At 74.7% G+C, this 18,120-nt stretch carries 10 protein-coding genes; 2 read left to right on the forward strand and 8 right to left on the reverse strand.

Going from position 1 to position 18,120, the window contains the following annotated elements; translation table 11 throughout:
* Window positions 1–59: 59 nt before the first annotated feature.
* Genes DMA15_RS29320 through DMA15_RS29350 form a run of 7 tightly spaced genes read right to left on the reverse strand, consistent with a single transcriptional unit; the run spans window position 60 to window position 13,869 of the window.
* Complete coding sequence (locus DMA15_RS29320; RefSeq protein WP_125515730.1) at window positions 60–2,141, reverse strand: Hsp70 family protein; 2,082 nt, start codon at window positions 2,139–2,141, stop codon at window positions 60–62.
* Window positions 2,138–4,279 carry an Hsp70 family protein gene (locus DMA15_RS29325; protein ID WP_125515731.1) on the reverse strand — a complete coding sequence of 714 codons (2,142 nt, stop codon included), beginning with the start codon at window positions 4,277–4,279 and terminating at the stop codon, window positions 2,138–2,140. The genes DMA15_RS29320 and DMA15_RS29325 overlap by 4 nt, the downstream gene beginning before the upstream one ends.
* Window positions 4,276–4,707 (reverse strand): nucleotide exchange factor GrpE, encoded by a 432-nt coding sequence (grpE, locus tag DMA15_RS29330; RefSeq protein WP_125515732.1) that lies wholly within the window; start codon window positions 4,705–4,707, stop codon window positions 4,276–4,278. Before grpE ends, DMA15_RS29325 begins: the two co-directional genes overlap by 4 nt.
* Complete coding sequence (locus DMA15_RS29335) at window positions 4,700–5,080, reverse strand: hypothetical protein (RefSeq protein ID WP_125515733.1); 381 nt, start codon at window positions 5,078–5,080, stop codon at window positions 4,700–4,702. The genes grpE and DMA15_RS29335 overlap by 8 nt, the downstream gene beginning before the upstream one ends.
* Window positions 5,077–10,965 (reverse strand): CHAT domain-containing protein, encoded by a 5,889-nt coding sequence (locus DMA15_RS38060; RefSeq protein ID WP_125515734.1) that lies wholly within the window; start codon window positions 10,963–10,965, stop codon window positions 5,077–5,079. Before DMA15_RS38060 ends, DMA15_RS29335 begins: the two co-directional genes overlap by 4 nt.
* Window positions 10,962–13,346 (reverse strand): hypothetical protein, encoded by a 2,385-nt coding sequence (locus DMA15_RS29345; RefSeq protein WP_125515735.1) that lies wholly within the window; start codon window positions 13,344–13,346, stop codon window positions 10,962–10,964. Before DMA15_RS29345 ends, DMA15_RS38060 begins: the two co-directional genes overlap by 4 nt.
* Before the next feature lie 52 nt (window positions 13,347–13,398).
* Window positions 13,399–13,869 carry a hypothetical protein gene (locus DMA15_RS29350; RefSeq protein ID WP_125515736.1) on the reverse strand — a complete coding sequence of 157 codons (471 nt, stop codon included), beginning with the start codon at window positions 13,867–13,869 and terminating at the stop codon, window positions 13,399–13,401.
* 212 nt (window positions 13,870–14,081) lie between these two features.
* Between DMA15_RS29350 and cyc2 the strand changes: the two genes are divergently transcribed.
* The gene (gene cyc2 / locus DMA15_RS29355) at window positions 14,082–16,247 is read left to right on the forward strand and encodes a germacradienol/geosmin synthase Cyc2 (RefSeq protein WP_125515737.1); all 2,166 of its coding nucleotides are present in this window, start codon (window positions 14,082–14,084) and stop codon (window positions 16,245–16,247) included.
* Window positions 16,248–16,299: 52 nt separating this feature from the next.
* On the opposite strand, the gene DMA15_RS29360 is transcribed toward cyc2, so the two are convergent.
* A complete protein-coding gene (locus tag DMA15_RS29360) occupies window positions 16,300–17,061 on the reverse strand; it encodes a hypothetical protein (RefSeq protein ID WP_240659998.1) in 762 nt (253 codons plus the stop codon).
* 95 nt (window positions 17,062–17,156) lie between these two features.
* Between DMA15_RS29360 and DMA15_RS29365 the strand changes: the two genes are divergently transcribed.
* Window positions 17,157–18,026 (forward strand): LysR family transcriptional regulator, encoded by an 870-nt coding sequence (locus DMA15_RS29365; protein ID WP_125515738.1) that lies wholly within the window; start codon window positions 17,157–17,159, stop codon window positions 18,024–18,026.
* The last annotated feature ends 94 nt before the right edge of the window (window positions 18,027–18,120 follow it).

Consider the following 18,120-nt stretch of genomic DNA (forward strand, 5'->3'; position numbering starts at 1 on the left):
GTTCCCTCCCTGGCTCACGGGCGACTCGCGGGGCGGCACGCGCGGGGCGCGGCGGTCCTCTACCCGAGGACGTCACCCCTGCCACGCCGGTTCCTGCCGTCACGGTTGAGCCGCCGCAACAGCGCCTCGGCGTCGGTGTGTTCAGGGTCCCACGTCAGACACTTCCCCAGGGCCTCAATGGCCTCATCCCGTTTCCCGCGCCGGTCCAGTTCCACGGCGTGCCGGAAGGTGCGCTCGGCGAGCAGACCGCGCACCCGTACGTTCGTCGGGTCGTGGTTGTAGGCGCACTTCAGCCACTGCTCGGCGGCGGCGAAGTGTTCCGGTGACATGTCGGCCATCGCGGCCGTGCAGTGCACGTCGATCATCGCGTCCAGCATGTCGGCGCCGGCCGGTCGGGTCGCCGCGTCCTGCCAGGCGACGTGCGCGGCCTGCACGGCGTGGTCGTACCGGCCGAGCGACAAGAACGCCTGGGCGCGGGCCAGCTGCCGCTGGGAGGCGTAGTCGAGGGCGGGGGCGGGCTCCGGGGTGGACGGCTGTGGCTGGGGGTGCGGGTGCGGTGGTGCCGGTGTGGCCGGTGTCGGGGCCGGCCCGGGGGAGGGGCGGTCCAGGTCGGCCAGCAGCTCCTGCGCCTCGGCGATGATCTCGCGCAGCAGGGCGGTGGCCTCTCCCCGGCGTCCCTGGCGGACGAGCAGCCGCGCCTGTTCCACATCGCGGGCGCCGTGGTTCGCGTGCTCCCCGGGCGCGCCGCGCCGGGTGGCAGGCTCGCGGGGGTCGCGTACGGCGGTGTGTGCGGGCCGGGGGCCGGGTGCGGCACCCGCGTCTCGTACGGCACCCGGATCTCGTACGGCACCCGGATCTCGTAGGGCACCCGGATCTCGTACAGCACCCGCCTCTCGTACGACTCTCCCCTCTCGCCCCGCACCCGAGTCACGGACGCGACGCGCGTCCCGTGCGTCCCCTGCCTCCTTCTCCTCCGCCTCCACCAGCGTCGCCGTCAGCGGCGGTCCGTCGGAGAGGGTGTCCTGGGTGGGCGCGGCCGGTTCCAGCGGGCCCTCCTCCAGGGCCGAGGGCCCCGAGGACGCCGCGCCGCCCGCCAGCCGCACCGCGTGCTTCAGCGCGCCGAGCGCCAGCAGCTCCTGCGGCGCCCGCACGCTCCGCTCCCCGAGCCCGGTGACCCGCGAACGCACCTGCTCCATACGGGTGTTGCCGCCCACGAGCAGCACCGTGTCCACGTCCGACGAGCCCATCCCCGCCTGGTCGAGCAGCGTCCGCGCCCGGTCGAGGGTGCGCCGCACATGCCGGTCCAGGTACGCGTCGAGGTCGGGCCGGGTGATCCGCACCCACATCGGGAGCCCCGCGGCGGCCTCCAGGGCGAGCACCGCCGCCTCCGGACCGCCCGGCGACCCGAGCGCCTCCCGCGCCTCCTGCCCGCGCGCGCGAAGGCCCTGCCACACGGTCGCGGCCATCCCGGTGACCGAGGACGCGCCGCGGTGCGTGCGCAGCAGCCGCACCGCCGAGGACAGCAGACCCGCGTCGAACGCCCGTCCCCCCGAGGTGGCGCCGCCCTCGTAGCCCAGCGAGCGGAAATGCCCGCGCACACTGCGGACAAGGCCCAGCTCGAACCCGTCGTACCCCATGCCGTAGACCAGGCACGTGCCGCTGTCCCGCTCCGTCATGTGGCCGATCACCGCGGCCATGGAGTCGCTGACGAGCCGCACCGGATCGAGCCCCGCCTCGCGTGCCGCGTCCCGCAGCGCCGCCCGCTGCGCCGAGCCGAACCGCGCGGGCACGCTGATCACGGTCTGCGCCACCCGCCCTGGCGCCGCCGCCTCCACCCGCTCCCGCACGGACCGCAGCAGCCGCACCACGACCTGGTCGGCCTCCAGGGACTCGCCCCCGACCCACACCGGACGCCCGCTGCCCAGGCGGGACTTCAGGCTCGGGAAGGTGACCGGCAGCTCGCCCGTCTCGGCGGGCTCGCACAGGAGCGACGGCTCGTCGTCGGCGCCCGGCTCCAGGCGCCGCCCCGGCCTGCCCGGCAGCGCGAAGAGCGCCCGCAGCCCCGTGGCGCCGAAGTCGATGCCGAGGCTGACGGGGGCCGCCCCCGGCGCGGGGCGGCCGTCCCGGCGCGGCTCCGTCATCCGCCGGCCGTCTCTTCGGCGAACCGCAGGATGCCCTCGTAGTCCGGCCGGTCGGGGAGCGCGGGCACCGCACGCTCGGACTGTGCGACCGCCACCAGGTTGACGAGGTTGCGCGCCTGCTGGGCGGTCTGGATGCCGTTGCCCTGCCGGTGGGCCTGCTTGACGTGCTCGACCGCTTCGTTGATCTGCCGGACCGTCTCCGGAGGGGCGCCCTCCGAGGCCAGCTCCGCCTGCCGGAACTGGCTCGCCAGACCGCACTGGCGGTACATGTCGTCGATCAGCAGTTCGGTCAGGCGCTTGTACTCGCCGCTGTCGCCCATCGTGACGGCCCGCTGCGCCTGTTCGATGTCGCGGCGCACCTTCATCGCCTGCACCGGCTCGATGTAGGGCCCGTACCGCTTCAGGAAGTGGTCGGCCTCCCGCTCGGCGAAGGCGAGCTGCTCGCGCAGGACCGCGCTGTCCAGCTCGTCCACCGGCTCGGGCGGCGGGGTGCGCGGCTTCTCCCGGTTCGGGGTGGCCTCAAGGACCATGTCCGTGCCGCGCACGCTGATCTTCACGGTGATGATGCGGTCGGCCGAGTAGTTGAAGGAGACGTCCACCTGGCGGTTGATCTCGATCTCCTGCGGCAGTTCGAACTCCACCACCCCCTGTTCGTGGTTCTCGCTCGCCACCTTGCTGTCGCCCTCGTAGACCGGCACCCGGATGCGGCGGCTGTCCGTCGCGTGGAAGGTGCGCTGGCGCGGCTCGGAGAGCGGGTACGGCGAGCCCGCCTCGATGATCTCGACGAACACGTCACGCTGGCTGCCCTTGATCGCGGCGATGCCCATCGCCATCGGCGTCGACTCGTACAGGCCCGTGTCGCCCTTGGAGCGCCCGTCGGCCAGGCTCCGGCCGCAGGCCGCGCAGGCGCTCGCCCCGTACTCGTTGACCTTCGCGCACTGCGGGTCCGAGCACTCCACGCCGTGCAGCGTCTCGGCGAGGACGCCCGCGCCGAAGGCGACGCACTCCATCGGGTTGATGTTCCTGCGGACCTTGTCCGCGCCGAAGAACCCCTCGACCGCCTCGTACACGGGCCGGGTGAGCGTGCCGCCGCCCACCAGGAGCACGTCCGAGATGTCGTCGGAGGAGAGTTCGTAGCGCGCCAGGGTCTCCTGGACCAGCGACATCGTGCGGCCCACCAGCGGCGCGATCATCGCGTTGAACTCGCCGCGCGTCAGCTGCATCTCGACGTCGAGCACGCCGTTCTCGCCCTTGTACGCGGCGGGGATCACGATGTACGTGTCCTCCAGGTCGTTCAGCTCCCGCTTGGCGCGCTCGGCGGCCTTCTTCGCGTGGAAGAGGAACGCCTTGTCGCCGGAGGGGTCCACGTGGTGCTCCTCGCGCATCCACGTGATGATGCGCTCCACGATCGCGAGGTCGAAGTCGTCGCCGCCCAGCCAGATGTCGCCCGCCGAGCGCAGCACCTGGAACTGGCTCCTGCCCTCCTGGTCCTTGACCGCGTTCAGGACGGAGATGTCGAACGTGCCGCCGCCGAGGTCGTAGACGAGGACCCGGCTGCGCGCCCCGCCGGGCTTGTGCAGGCCGAAGGCGACCGCGGCCGCCGTCGGCTCGTCCACGATCTTCTTCACCACCAGGCCCGCCTTCTCGGCGGCCTCGCGTGTCGCGGCGCGCTGCGCGTCCCGGAAGTAGGCGGGCACGGTGATCACGGCGTGCGTCACCGGCTCGCCGAGGGTGCGCGAGGCGTCCCGCACCAGCTTGTCCAGGATCACGCTGGAGATCTCGGCGGGCGTGCGGGCCCGGCCGCCGAGCACCACGTGCGCCCGCGGGTCCTCGTCGGGCCCCGCGACGATCTCGTAGCTCATCCGGTCGCGGGCCTGCGCCACCGACGCGTCGGCGAAGTCCCGGCCCATCAGGCGCTTCACGGAGACGATGGTCTCCTTGGGCTGCCTGACCGCCCAGTTCAGCGCGTCCTCGCCGACCAGCGGCTGGTCCTTGCCGTCGCGGCTCTTGACGCCGACGACCGACGGGGTGAGCCGCTCGCCCTTGCTGTTGGTGAGCACCGCGATGTCCGCGCGGTGCGGATCGTGGGCGGCGACCGCGCTGTTGGTGGTGCCGAGGTCGATGCCGATGGCCTTCATTCCCGCTCCGTCCCTTGCTCCGTGCCGCCGTCCGCGGCGACCACAACCCGGGCGGCGCGCAGCACTTGCCCCCGGTATCGATACCCGCGCTGCAGGATCTCAAGGACCTCGTCGTCGGCGCTGCCGGGCGGCGCGGCGCGCACCTCGGTCACCTGGTGCGTCGCCGGTTCGGCCCGCTCGCCGACCCGCCCGAGAGGTTCGAGCCCCTCCTCGGTCAGCGCCGCCTCCAACTGCCCGGCGATCAGCGCGAGACTCCTTCGGTACGCCTCCACATCGCTCGCCGCGCCGTCCGCCAGGAGCCGGTCGAAGGAGTCGAGTACGTCGGCGCAGCGCAGCAGCAGCCGTTCGGTGAGCGCCTGATGGGCCGCGTCGCGGGCGGCCAGATCGCGGGCGTGCTCGTAGGCGAGCCGGGCCGTCGGGTCAGACATCGAAGCGGATCAGATCGTCCAGGAGGCGCGCGGTGGCCTCCGGGAGCGGGCGCTCGGGCTGCTCATCGCTCGGGACGTGCTGCTCCTGGGACGCGGTCTCGGCGGCCAGCCTTCGGTCGATCTCGTCGGCTGCCAGGGGCAGTTCGGCGTCGGGGTCCACGTCGTACAGGAGCAGGTCGACGAGCATCCTGCGGCGTACGCCGCGCAGCTCGTCCCACGCCTGCTGGGTGACCGGCGTCATCAGATGCCGGGCGAGCAGCTCGAAGGAGACGTCCCGCATCTCGGCGTGGGTCGTCCAGGGGGTCACACCGGCCGGGGCGAGCGCGTCGTAGGGGAAGGGGCCCTCCCAGCTCGCGTCGGGGTCCTTGATCACGCGACACTGCCTCCTGCTTCGTTCTCGGTGGCCCCGTCCGCGGGGCTCAGTTCGGTGAGCCAGCGGCGCACCGCGTCGAGGAGCGCCCGCCGGATCCGGCTGTCGGTGGGATCCGCGCGGGTGGCGCGGATCAGATGGTGCAGCGCCCACAGGATCTCCCCGCCGCGCAGGGCCCGCTCCGCCTTGTCGGTCAACTCCGCCGCCCAGGAGGGCAGATCGTCGACGTCGGGCGGGGTCTCCTGGCCGTCGCTGCGGATCAGATCGCCCATGCCGCCGACGCCGAGATGCCGGGTGAGCAGCTTCTCCATCTCGTCGAGGGCCTCGCCCAGCGTCTCGCGGTAGCGGTGCGTCAGGGCCTGTCCGAGGCCCACGTCCAGGAGGTCGAGCGCCTCGTGGAGGAGTTCCAGACGGGCCGGCACCTCGTACGTCCGCTCGTCGAGGGTGAAGACCAGGGCCCGCGCGAGGTTGTCGCGGGCGTGGCTCGACTCCGGGTTGAGGGCGAGGGCGCGGCGCAGGTCGGCCTCGGCGCCGTACACGTCGCAGCGCATCCCGTGCTTGGTGCGGGTGTAGCCGCGCCACACCCCGCGCAGGGAGAGCAGCGCCGAGAGCTTGCCGTTCAACTGGCCGAGCAGGTCGCGGTCGAGGGGGTGCAGGGCGGCGGTGGCCGACTCGACGAGCCTGACGGCCTCGTCGAGGCAGGGGCCGAGCTGGGCGCCCTCCTCGTCGGTGAGGGCCTCGACGCGGCCGAGGACCGTGCGGATCACGGCCTTCTTCGAGCGGGCCTGCATCCCCGCGTCCCGGGACACCCGCACCAGCTCCCGCCAGTGCTCAAGGGCCTCGTCGAGTCCGCCGTCGCCGCGCGTCAGGGCGGCCCTGGCGAGCGCGAGCCGTACGTGCACGGCCAGTTCGACGCCGTCCTGGAGGAGGCGGGCGTGCCGGCGCGGCAGACGTACGTAGGCGGGGTTGCGGCGCAGGAAGTCCTGGCAGTGGCCGCACCCCTCCGTGTGCCCGGCCTCCGACGCGGGCCCCGCGCAGTCGTCCGGCAGGGTGCTCAGCGTGCGCAGGACCGGCAGGGCGCGCAGGGCGTGCCCGAACTTGCGCACCTCGCACAGGGCGAAGCTCCGCGCCAGCTCGGAGAACGCCCAGCGCAGCTCGCGCACCGCGTACTCACCGGGGTCCTCGCCCCGCTGGGCCGCCGCGTCCAGGCTCGCCACGAGATCACCGAGCGGCGCCTGGAGCCGCAGCAGCCGCAGATAGCGCGGACCGCAGGCCAGCGTGGCGCCCGCGCCCGGCACAGACGGCAGGCCGCCCACGTCCTTCAGGACCCGCGCGCCGCCCAGCTCGGACTCCAGGAGGCCCGCCAACGCCTGGTAGGCGGCGGCCTGTTGGGGGCGGTCCTGCTCGGTGTGCCGCTGCTCGTAGGCCGACAGCTGGCCGAAGAGGTGCTGGCTCAGCTCCCAGCGCAGCGACGCCATGTCGTCGTGGGTGAGGTCGCGTTCGTAGCAGACGGCGCGCTCGGCACGCCAGCCGTCCCAGTACTCGTCGTCGCTCAGCAGCGTCGCCCAGTACGCGAGCGCCGCCTCCCAGGCGCCCACCGCGTGTTCCCAGGCGCCGCTCTGTTCGAGCTCCTGCGCCTGCCACAGCCGCGCCGCGGCCAGTCCGTGCACCACGGCCATGTCACCGGGCGCCTCCCTGAGGCGCCGCTCCCACTCGGCCGCGGCGGCCTCGCGGTCCCGCGCGAGGAGCAGGAGCAGCGGGGCGTCCCGCGGGAAGCGCTCGCACAGGGTGTCCAGGAGGCCGGGCCCCTCGTCCGGCGAGAGCCCGGCGAGCGCGTCGCGCAGGGCTTCGGGGGAGTGCCAGCGGTAGAGCAGGGCGTCCAGCTGCAACCGCCGGGCGGGCAGGCGCAGCCGCTCCAGCGCGACACGCTCGTGCCACGACAGGGAACCGCGCTCGAGCAGCGCGTACGACGCGTTCTTCACCACGTCCATGGAGGCGCCGGGGTCCACGCCCGCGTCCCGGAGCGCGAGATACGGAAAGGCCCGGTCCTGTACGGCGAAGGGGTCGGCGACCAGGGGAGTGCTGGTCAGCCCGTCCGCCCAGGGGAGCAGCCCGACCAGCCGCCGCATCCTGCGGCAGCGCACGTCGGCCCGGTCCAGGACGCCCCGGGCCCGCCCGTACGCCTCGACGGCCGCGCTCCACTTGCCCGCCGCCTCCAGCAACCTCCCCTCGGCGTAGGCCAGATGGGCGTCGGCGTCCCGGTGCCCCGGGCACTGCCGGAAGGCGTCGGCGGCCCGCTGCCACTCCTGGTGCGCGTCGGCGAGGCGTCCGCGCGCGTAGGCGGCGACGGCGGGGGCGTCCCGGTGCGCCCCCAGGGCGCCGGCCTCGGCGGCGGCGCGGGCCCAGTCCCCTTCGGCCTCGGCGAGCCGCACGCGCGCGTACCGCCCGCGCGCGGCGGCGTCGACGCCGTGCGCCTCCTCCCGCTCCAGCTCCTCGTACGCCTCGACGACGTGCCGCCACGCGGCGCTCCCCTCGGCGCCCTCCTCGGCGATCCGGGCGCGCGCGTAGCGCCGCCGCGCGGTGACGTCGGCCCAGTGGCCGTCCAGCGCGTCGTAGACGCCGAGCGCGTCCTGCCACCGTCCGTCCAGTTCGTGGGTGCGGGCGAGGGCGTAGAGGTGGAGGTGGGTGGGTTCGTCCAGCGGGGCGCCGGGGGCGGGGCTCGCTGCCTGGCCGCTCGGCGGCGGAGGGAACGCCCGGGCGTAGATCTCGCAGGCCCCGCGCCAGTTACCCGCCTCCTCCGCCCGACGGCCCTCGGCCTTGCGGCGGAGGGCGCCCACCGCGCCCTCGCGGGCCTCGTCCGGCACGCCGGTGAGCAGGCTGAGCACCGCGGTCCAGTCGGCGCGCGAATCGGCGGCCACACGGGCGCGCGCGTACAGGCGCCGGACGCCGACCTCGCCGTCCGCGTACGCGTCGGGCAGCCGCCCGAACCCGTCGATGACGCCGCTCCACTCGCCCCGCTCGTCGGCGGCCCGCCCCCGGGAGTACAGCACCCGGTCCGGCACGTCCGCCAGCTCGGACGGCAGCCCCGCGAAGTGGGCGAGCGCCTGGGCCCAGCGGCCCTGCTCCTGGCAGAGGCGCCCCTCGGCGTACGTACGAAGGCGCGGCGCGTCGGCGGGCACCCCGTCCTGAGGGCCACCGCGGACAACCGCCCCGAACGCCTCCACCGCCGCGCCCCAGTCACCGGCGACCGCCGCCGACCGGCCCGCCACATAGCGCCGGAGCGTCTCCGTGGCGGCGTACCCGGCGGGCAGCGGGGCCAAGTGGGCCGACGCGGTCGCCCAGTCACCGGACTCCACCGCCGCGAGGGCGGCCTCGTACACCTGCCGCCGCAGCTCGCCGAGGTACGGCTCCACGTCGCAACCGCCGTACGCATGCACCACCGAGGGGCCCGGCGCCTCCGGCTGCTGGTGCGAGCCGCCGTGCTCCGGCACGGCCACCGGACCCTGCGGGCCCAGCTGCTGCCCCGCACCGCCGGCGTCCTGCTCCGGTGCCCCCGCCGGACCTTGCTGCTGGCGCGGGCCACCGCCGTTCTGCTCCGGAACCGCCACCGGGCCCCGCCCGCCCAGCACGTCCCGCTCGGTCGCCGCCGCCGACAGGTCGGTGACCGCTTCGACGAGGCGGCCCGCGTCCGCCGCGTCCCGCCCCCGCGCGTACAGGAGCCGCACCCCGCTGTCGAGGAAGCCGTCCGCCGCCCCGTAAGCGGTCACCGCCGCGCCCCACGCGCCAGCCGCCTCCGCCACCCGCCCCTCGGCATACGCGCACCAGGCGCCCCGCTCGGCCCCCGCCTGAGCGAACGCCTCCCGCGCGCCCGGCCAGTCCCCGCCGCCCGCCGCCGCCCGGCCCCGCGCGTAGGCGGCCCGCCCCGCCGCGTCCTCCAGGCCCGCGCACGCGCCGTACGCGGTTTGCGCCGCCGACCAGTCCCCGGCCGCCTCGGCGGCACGACCGGCCACATACGCCGCCCACGCCGAGGCCGTGTCGTGGCCGGGGCGCAGGGTGAGGACGGCGGCGTACCCCCGTGCGGCCGCCCCCCAGTCGCCCGCCCGCCGCGCCCGTTCGGCGGCCTCGCAGGTCCGCGCCACGTGCAGCTCGTCGCGCGCGGCCGCCAGGCGCTCGGCGACATCCCGCAGCCCGCCGGGCCGCGCGGCGAGCACGTCCTCGTACCGGCTGATCGCGGTCGCCCAGTCCGCGGCCGCCTCGGCGGTCCGCGCCTCCTCGACGAGCGCGGCAAGACGCTCCAGCTCGGCCACTTCCCCCGCCAGGCAGCCCGGTACGGCCCCCGGCAACTCCCGGCGCACCACCGCCCATTGCGCCGCGGCGGCCGACGCGTCCCGTCCCTCGGCGAGCAGCGCGCACAGCTTCTCGACCTCGTGCCAGGCCAGTTCGAAGGCGGCCTCGGTCCGCAGCCGCCGCTGCTCGTCGGCGTAACTCTCGCCCTCGGTCCGCAGGATCCGCTGCACCTGCGCCCAGAGCCCGCGGTCCCGCTGGAAGCGCGCCGCGCCGATGAGGACGTCCGAGGCGACATGGCCGAAGGGGCTCTGGAACGTCCGCAGCGCGTCCGCGCCCTGCCGCAGCGGGTCCGGTTCCGCCCTGTCGCGCACCTCACGCGCCTTGAAGAGCCAGCCCTGGCGGCACCCCTCGTGCAGGAAGAGCGTGGGCGTCGCCCACTCCACCGCCGTGTGCTCGGGCTGGTGGGAGATGCGCAGCCGCGCCGCGGCCACCGACTCGTCGACGGTCTTGTTGGCCGCGATGCCCTTCAGCAGCTCCGGGCTGAACGCGCCCGCCGACACATCGCTGACCAGCCCCCGCATCGCCACCACCGCCGGAACGCCGCCGCCGATCAGCGCCTGCGCGAGCCCGGAGAAGGGTTCGAGGTGCGAACTGTCCGCGCTGAAACAGAGGTTGAGCGCGATCAGCCGCAGCCGCCGCGACTTCAGCAGGATTCCGCTGAGCACATCCGCGGGCACCCGGTCGACGCCGCCGCTCCGCGTCTCCAGGGATACCACGCCCTTGCCCAGCTCCTGGTCGTACTCGCCGTGCGCGATCAGTACGACAGCCGTGGGGAGTTCGGGGTCAGCGGCGAGCGCCGACGCCAGGTTCGCACGCGAGGCACGCTCCAACACGGTGGTCTTCACGGCGACGTCGGGCAGATCGTGGCGGAGCGCCGCCACCTCCGCCGAGGTCCGCAGCCGGGGGAGGTCACCGGGCGACGCGCAGGCCACCAGGAGCCGGATCACGCTCGGCTCGTCCGCCGGATCGGGCAGCCGCTGTCCGAGGGGGCCGCCCGGCAGTGAGCGCGCCAGCGAATAGGCGTGGTTGAGCGCGAACGCCTGCTGGGGGCTGCCGGGCGGGCCGCACAGCGACTCCAGCGGAAGGTCGCGCAGCTCGGGCGGCAGGTCGAAGCGGAGCCGGAGCCCGCGCTGCCTGGACATGCCCTGGGCGCGGTCGAACGCGGCGTCGACGCAGACGCCGACGCGAGTGCCGATCTCCTCGCGGCCCTCGCCCCCCTCGCGGGCCTCGTCGTCACCCCCCGCACCCGCCTCGCCGCCCGCGTCCTCCTCCGGTTCCGCCCCCTCGCCGCCGAACAGGAGGCGGAACACCCCGCGCCCCAGCTCCCGCAGCTGCGCCACGGTGTGCTGATCGCCCATCGGGGCGAGGCAGAGTTCCGCGGCGATCAGCCGGTCCCACTGCTCGCGGAGGACCGCGGGCTCCTCGCCGACCGTGATGATCTCGGCGGCGGCCGCGGGGCCATTGGCGGTCACCAGATAGCGGTCGCCGCCCACGCGGCGGACCCGGATGCGCAGTTCCTCGTACGCGAGCACGGCCGTCACTGCTCGCTCTCGTCGGGCTGCCACATGACGTGGTTCAGATCGGTCACGGCGGCTTCCCGCTGCTCCTCCAGGTCGGGATCGTCGGGGAAGTACGTGAGAGCGGCGGTGAGTTGGTCGATCGCCTCGCGCAAGGTGGCCCGCGCGCCGGACAGGCTGCCCGAGGCCCAGCGGGCCCCCGCGAGGCGGCGCAGCACGATGCCGAGGCTGACCTGTGCCCGCAGCAGGTGCGGGTTGAACGCGACGGAGCGGCGCAGGTCGGCGGCGGGCTCGTCGAGCAGCGCGTCCTCCTCGTTGGCCACGGAGATGGCGCGGTCGGCGAGGACCCGGGCCAACTGGCCCTCCAGGCGTCCCCGTTCATTGGCACCGATCACCGAGCGGGTCGCCTCCAGGGTGGAGACCGCGCGCGTCAACCGCCCCTCGCGGTGTGCGGCGCGGGCCGCTCCGAGCGCCATGTCGACGATGGCGGTCTGCGTCTCGCGGTAGCGGTCGAGCTGGCGGCTGTGGACCAGGGCGCGCCGCCAGTAGGCGGCCGCCGCCGCGAAGTCGGGCCGGTCCGCGACGAGTTCGACGCGTCCCATGCTGAGCCGCGCCTCCAGGGCGAGACCGCGCGCGTCGAGGGAGAGCCTGCGGTGCTTGTCCGGCAGCCCGGCGTACCCGGGGTTCAGCTCGTCGAAGCGCGCGCACTCCGGCTCGCACACGGCCGCCGCACCGGGCCCGCTGCCCCGCGCCCGGCAGCCGGGGCAGCGCAGCTCGGAGAGCGCGGCGAGGGCGTCGGCGGGCTTGCCCATGCCCAACATCAGCTGAGCGAAGCCGAGTTCGGAGAACGCGTAGGTGAGGGAGGTGTACGTGGGTGGGGTGCCGGAGGCCGGGGCGGCGAGGGCGTCTTGCGTACCCTCGGCAGGATGGGCGGCTTTCTGCGAGGCGACGCCGTCGGCCGGGAACGCCTGCCCCTGGCGCGCGGCGCCGAACGCGGCGCCCGCTTGCAGCATCCGGGCCTCCTGCGCGGCCGCGAACGCGCCGAACTCCGCCGACCTGCCCAGCTCGGCGATGCGCAGCGGCCCGCAGACCAGCGGCGCCCCGCCGCCCTGGGCCGACGGGAAACCGCCCGCGGCGGCGAGCAGCTTCGCGGCGTCGGCCTCGCGCTGGAGCAGGGCGCCGGGCGCTACGCGCGTACCGGCGTCGTCGGGCAGGCGGCGCTCCAGCGCCTCGCGCAGACCGGCCCGGAGCACGGGTACGAGGGACGCCTCCACCGCCACGTCGTACCGCCGCGCGGCGGTGGCCCGGGCCCGCTCCCAGAACCCCGCGTCGTGCAGCACGGCCGCCCACGCGGCGACGCACCGCTCCCAGTGCGAACCGCTCGGCTCGCCCAGAGAGTTGAGCAGGGCCAGGGCCAAGGTATGGGTGACCCGGTGATCGGCGGGGTCGTCTCGTACGGCCTCTCCGAGCAGTTCCACGGCGGCGGCGCGCCGACCGCCGCGCACGAGCACCACGGCGTGCAGCGGGGCGAAGCCGTCCGGCTCCCGGTCGAGCGTCCGAGCGGCGTCGACCAACGCCCCGGCCCGCTCCCACCCGGCCTTCTCCTCCGCGTCGTCGCTGCCGTTGCAGTCCGTGCGTGCGGCGCGCCGCACGCCCATCAGCCCCCGGAGCGCGGCCCTGCGCAGCCGCAACGCCACCTCGCGCGCGGGGCGGCCGGAGAGCGCCGCCATGACCCAGTGGGCCTCGTCGTCCAGCGGCGCGATGCGGGAGGCGGCGCGCAGATCGCGGAGAGCGGCGTCCGGTGCGCCCGCGCGAGCGTGGACGTACGCCCGTTGGACCAGGCTGCGGGGGTGCGGGGCCGGGCAGGCGAGGGCCGCGGTGAGGTGGCGCTCCGCCGCGGCGAGGTCGCCCTGGTGCGCCGCGGCGCAGCCCAGCCAGTGCAGGGGCCCCGCGGCCGTGGGCCGCAGCCTCCGCGCCCGCTCGAACTCCGCGACCGCCTCGGCGACTTCCCCGGCGGCGAGCCGCACCCGCCCCACCCCGGTAAGGGCCCGCGCCACGACCCGCACCGCTTTCCCGCCGGGGCCCCGGAGCCCTACGCCCCCCTGCGACTCACCGGCACCGTCCCCATCGGCGCGGCTTCCCCCGCTGCCGTCGCCGCCCTGTTCAGCGGGGCTGACGCGGTTCTCCGTACCGCCGCCCTCGAAGCTTTCTTCACCCCCGCCCGCCCCACCCCGGCCATCCCCCTCCCCCGCCAGCGACAACGCCTTCCGGAAGTGCTCTTCCGCCCTCGCGTGCTCGCCGCGCTTCAGTGCCGACTCCCCATCGGCGCACGCCTGTTCGGCACCGAGCAGCTCTGTGGCTGTCGTGTCCGTCGTGTCCGTGGTGTCTGCGGTCTGCGCAGTCACAGTCAGCCCCCGATCCGCGGCGAGCGGCCCGCCGCGTCCTCCGGCCGGCGCGTCAGCCGGCGGCCTCGTCAAGGACCGAGCGCCAGCGGCCCTGGGCGCGGTCGTAGTGCAGCGGCCCCACCGTGAACTTGGCCAGGTCCAGCGCGACGAGCGACTCGTAGGCCTCGGCGGGAAGGTCCGGTTCCAGCACGATGCTCAGCCCGCCCGCGGGATCCTGGAGCACCAGCGGCCGGGCCCCGCCGTCCGTGGCCGACGCCGGGCGCGCGGTCCTGCGTACGACCCCCTTGAACGCGGCGTACGCGTCCTTGACCGCCTCCGCCCCGAGGCCGCTGAGGAACGCCTGCAACGGCAGGGAGGCCAGCACGATCCAAGGGATGTCGGCCGCCCCGCGGTGGACGAGGGTGCGGCGGACCCGGACCGGCGGGGCGCCGAGCCGGTCGAACGCGGCGACCAGCTCCCGGCCGAGGTCTTCGGGGACGTCGCGGTCCAGGAGCAGCTCCGCTCGCGGCGGCGCATCGGTCATGGAGGTGATTCCTTCCGGGGACGTGGACCGCAGCCTAGAGGCGTGAGCCGTGCGTACGTGGGGAAACCGGTGATTCAGCGCGGCGCATCAAGGCCGCCACCCCCTACCCCCGTGCGCCCTCTCCGCGCCCCCGTACGCCCCCGATTCACGCGATGGTGCGATCATGTGCCGCCGTCCGGATGCCGGGGGAGAGCCACGGGTAGGGCCGGGCCATGACGCAGCCTTTCGAACTGCCGCACTTCTACATGCCGTATGCCGCGCGGCTCAACCCCCACCTGGAGGAGGCGCGCGCGCACTCCTCCCGGTGGGCGCGCGACATGGGGATGCTGGAAGGCTCCGGAATCTGGGAGCAGAGCGACCTCGACGCGCACGACTACGGCCTGCTGTGCGCGTACACCCACCCCGACTGTGACGGCCCCGCCCTTTCGCTGATCACCGACTGGTACGTGTGGGTGTTCTTCTTCGACGACCACTTCCTGGACATGTACAAACGCACGCAGGACCGGGCGGCCGGAAAGGCCCACCTGGACCGGCTCCCCCTCTTCATGCCGATGGACCTCTCGACCCCCGTACCCGAGCCGCGGAACCCGGTCGAGGCGGGCCTCGCCGACCTGTGGGCCCGCACGGTCCCCGCGATGTCCGCGGACTGGCGCCGCCGCTTCGCCGAGTCCACCGAGCACCTCCTGAACGAGTCGCTGTGGGAGCTGTCGAACATCAACGAAGGACGGGTCGCCAACCCCGTCGAGTACATCGAGATGCGCCGCAAGGTCGGCGGCGCCCCCTGGTCGGCGGGCCTCATCGAGTACGCGACCGCCGAAGTGCCCGCGGCCGTCGCCGGGTCCAGGCCGCTGCGCGTGCTGATGGAGACGTTCTCCGACGGCGTCCACCTGCGCAACGACCTCTTCTCGTACCAGCGGGAGGTCCAGGACGAGGGCGAGCTGAGCAACGGCGTGCTGGTCCTGGAGACCTTCTTCGGCTGTACGACCCAGCAGGCCGCCGACATCGTCAACGACGTCCTGACCTCGCGCCTGCACCAGTTCGAACACACGGCGGTCACCGAAGTACCCGCCCTCGCCCTGGAGAAGGGGCTCACCCCGGCCGAGGTCGCGGCGGTCGCCGCGTACACCCGGGGCCTTCAGGACTGGCAGTCCGGCGGCCACGAATGGCACCTGCGCTCCAGCAGGTACATGAACGAGGGCGCGCTGGCCACCTCACCGCTCGCCGGACCCACCGGAATCGGCACCTCCGCCGCCGACGTGGGCGCGCTGCTCGCGTCCGCCGGGGCGGAGCGGCTGCGCGCCTTCACGCACATCCCGTTCCAGAAGGTGGGCCCCTCGATCCTCCCGGACTTCGAGATGCCGTTCCCCCTGCGGCTCAACCCGCACCTGGACGCCGCGCGCCCGAGGCTCACCGCCTGGTCGCACGCGATGGGCATCCTGGAGGAGGGCGTCTGGGACGAGGACAAGCTCGACGCGTACGACCTTCCGCTCTGCGCCGCCGGAATCGGCCCGGACGGCTCGGCGGAAGCGCTCGACCTCAGCTCGCAGTGGCTGGCCTGGGGCACCTACGGCGACGACTACTACCCCCTGGTCTTCGGCCACCGCCGCGACTTCGCCGCCGCGAGGCTCTGCACGGAGCGCCTCGCCGGGTGCATGCCGATCGAGGGCGAGCCGCTGACCGTGCCCGTGAACGGGATGGAGCGCGGCCTCGCCGACCTGTGGGCGCGCACCACCCGGGACATGACCCCGGAGCAGCGGCGCACCACGCGGCACACCGTGGTGGTCATGACGGAGAGCTGGCTGTGGGAGCTGGCCAACCAGCTACAGAATCGTATCCCCGACCCGGTCGACTACCTGGAGATGCGCCGGGCCACCTTCGGCTCCGAACTCACCATGAGTCTGTGTCGGATGGGCCACGGCCCCGCCGTGCCACCGGAGGTCTACCGCAGCGGCCCCGTCCGCTCCCTGGAGAACGCCGCGATGGACTACGCGATGCTTCTCAACGACGTCTTCTCGTACCAGAAGGAGATCGAGTACGAGGGCGAGGTCCACAACGGCATCCTGGTCGTGCAGAACTTCTTCGGCTGCGACTACCCGACCGGGCTGAAGGTCATCCACGACCTGATGACACAGCGCATGCGCCAGTTCCAGCATGTCGCCGAGCACGAATTCCCCGTTCTGTACGAGGACTTCGGGCTCTCGGCCGAGGCCCGCGCCGTCATGGACGGCTATGTCACCGAGCTGCAGAACTGGCTGGCGGGCATCCTCAACTGGCACGCGGGCTGCCGTCGCTACGGCGCCGAGGACCTGGCCCGCAGGGCGCACGGCTTCCTGCCGGACCGCGCGCCCCGGGTCCCCTCGATCGCCGGGCTGCGCTGACCGCTGCCCGGCGAGACGACCGGGCAGGCCGCGCGCGTACCGCCCGGGCCGACTAGGCGGGCACGCGCGCGTGCCGCACGGCGGCCCGTGCCAGACCCCGGATGACCGGGTGCGGGCGCGAGCCGTCGCCGAACAGCTCGGGCTGGAAGAGGGTGGCCAGGAAGAAGGGGTGGCCGGGGAGTTCGGCGATGCGGACCCGGCCCTCCTCGTCCTCGCCCGTGAAGCGCAGGCCGTGCGCGCGCAGCGTGTCGAGGTGGGGGCCCGGGCCGTAGGAGCAGTGGTAGCGCTCGACGGACCGGTCGGCGCCGAGCAGGGACTCGGCGAGCGAGCCGGGGGCGAGCGTCACCGTGCCCTCGTGCCCGACCAGCGAGCAGGCGAGCGGCTCGATGAGCAGGTCGTCGGCGCCGGGGTCGTTCTCGGCGTGCGCGACATCGGAAAGGCCGCACACGTGGCGCGCGTACTCCAGAAGCGTGTGCTGGAAGCCGCCGCAGGTGCCGAGGAAGGGGATGCCCTCCTCGCGCGCCGTGCGGATGGCGGTCAGCGCGCCCGCCTCGCTGCGGTAGGGGCTGCCGGGCAGGACCCACACCGCGTCGAAACCGCGTACGGCGTCCGGGTCCTCGGCGTCGTCGGTCGCGACCCAGTACGCGTCGAGGACGAGGCGGTCGTGGGCGGCGAGGGCGTCCAGGAGCAGCGGCATCCGGTTGTGGGAGGTCACGTTCGGCGAGCGTTCGCCGATCAACGCGACCCGGGCCGTGGGGGAGTGGTGCGCGTGGCGGCCCGCTTCGGCGCCGGTCATGGCTGTGTCGGTCGTCATGCCGATCATCCTGGGCGCGACCTGTCGTTCACGTCCAACGATGAAATCTGCATCCTCCATAAGCGATCCTGATGGGGTGCGCGATCCTTGGCCGCATGGATCCGCATCTCCTGCGTACGTACGTGACGGTGGCCCGCCTCGCCTCCTTCTCCGAGGCCGCGCGCGCACTCGGCTACACCCAGTCCGCCGTCTCCCAGCACATCGCCGCCCTGGAACAGGACCTCGGTTCCGCCCTGCTGACCCGCCGCCCCGTGGCCCCCACCCCGGCCGGCGCACGCCTCCTGGAACACGCGGGTCCGCTGCTGCTGCGCCTCGACGCGGCCCGCGCCGAGGTCGTGCGCATGGCGAGCGCCCCCGAGCACGGCCTGACGCTGGCCGCCACGCCGACCGCCCTGACCCGGCGTACGGCCGAGGCGCTGCCCCCGGCGGGCGTCACCCTCTCCGTGCTGCCCCGCGACGAGATCCCCGCTGCCGTCGCGACCGGCGCCGTCGACCTCGGCCTCGTCGACGGCCTCGCCGCGCCGAACGACCCGCTGCGCCTGCCCGACGTGGCACCCCTCACCGCGCGGGGCACCGGCCAGGAGCCCGTCGCCGTCCTGCTCCCCGAAGGCCACCCGCTGGCCCGCCGCACCGGACTGCGCCTCGGCGACCTCGTGCACGCCCGCTGGATCGACGCCCCCGGCACCGGCCTGCCGCTGGCCCAACTCCGCGCCGCGAACGGCACATCGGGCTTCCGGCCCGCGCTGCGCTACGACGGCACGGACCTGCGTACCCTCGCCGCGCTCGCCGCCGCGGGCCACGGCCTGACCCTGCTGCCGCGCTCGGCCGCCGCCGGGGTGCCCGGCACGGTCGCCGTGCCGCTGACCGCGCCCCGCGTCGTCCACCGCACGGAGCTGCTCCACGCGGGCACCCTGCGCGGGGCCGCCGCGGCGCTGGCGGCACACCTGGACGTCACCCGTTCGTGAGGCATCGCCGCAGGGGCGCGCCGGGTAGGGCTGTGGCCGGAGGCGAGCCATGGAACAGACCGCGTTGCGTCCCAAGCCGATGCCAGGCCGGAGC

Origin of the sequence: Streptomyces sp. WAC 01529, from assembly GCF_003945545.1 — a bacterium.
Taxonomy (GTDB): domain Bacteria; phylum Actinomycetota; class Actinomycetes; order Streptomycetales; family Streptomycetaceae; genus Streptomyces; species Streptomyces anatolicus.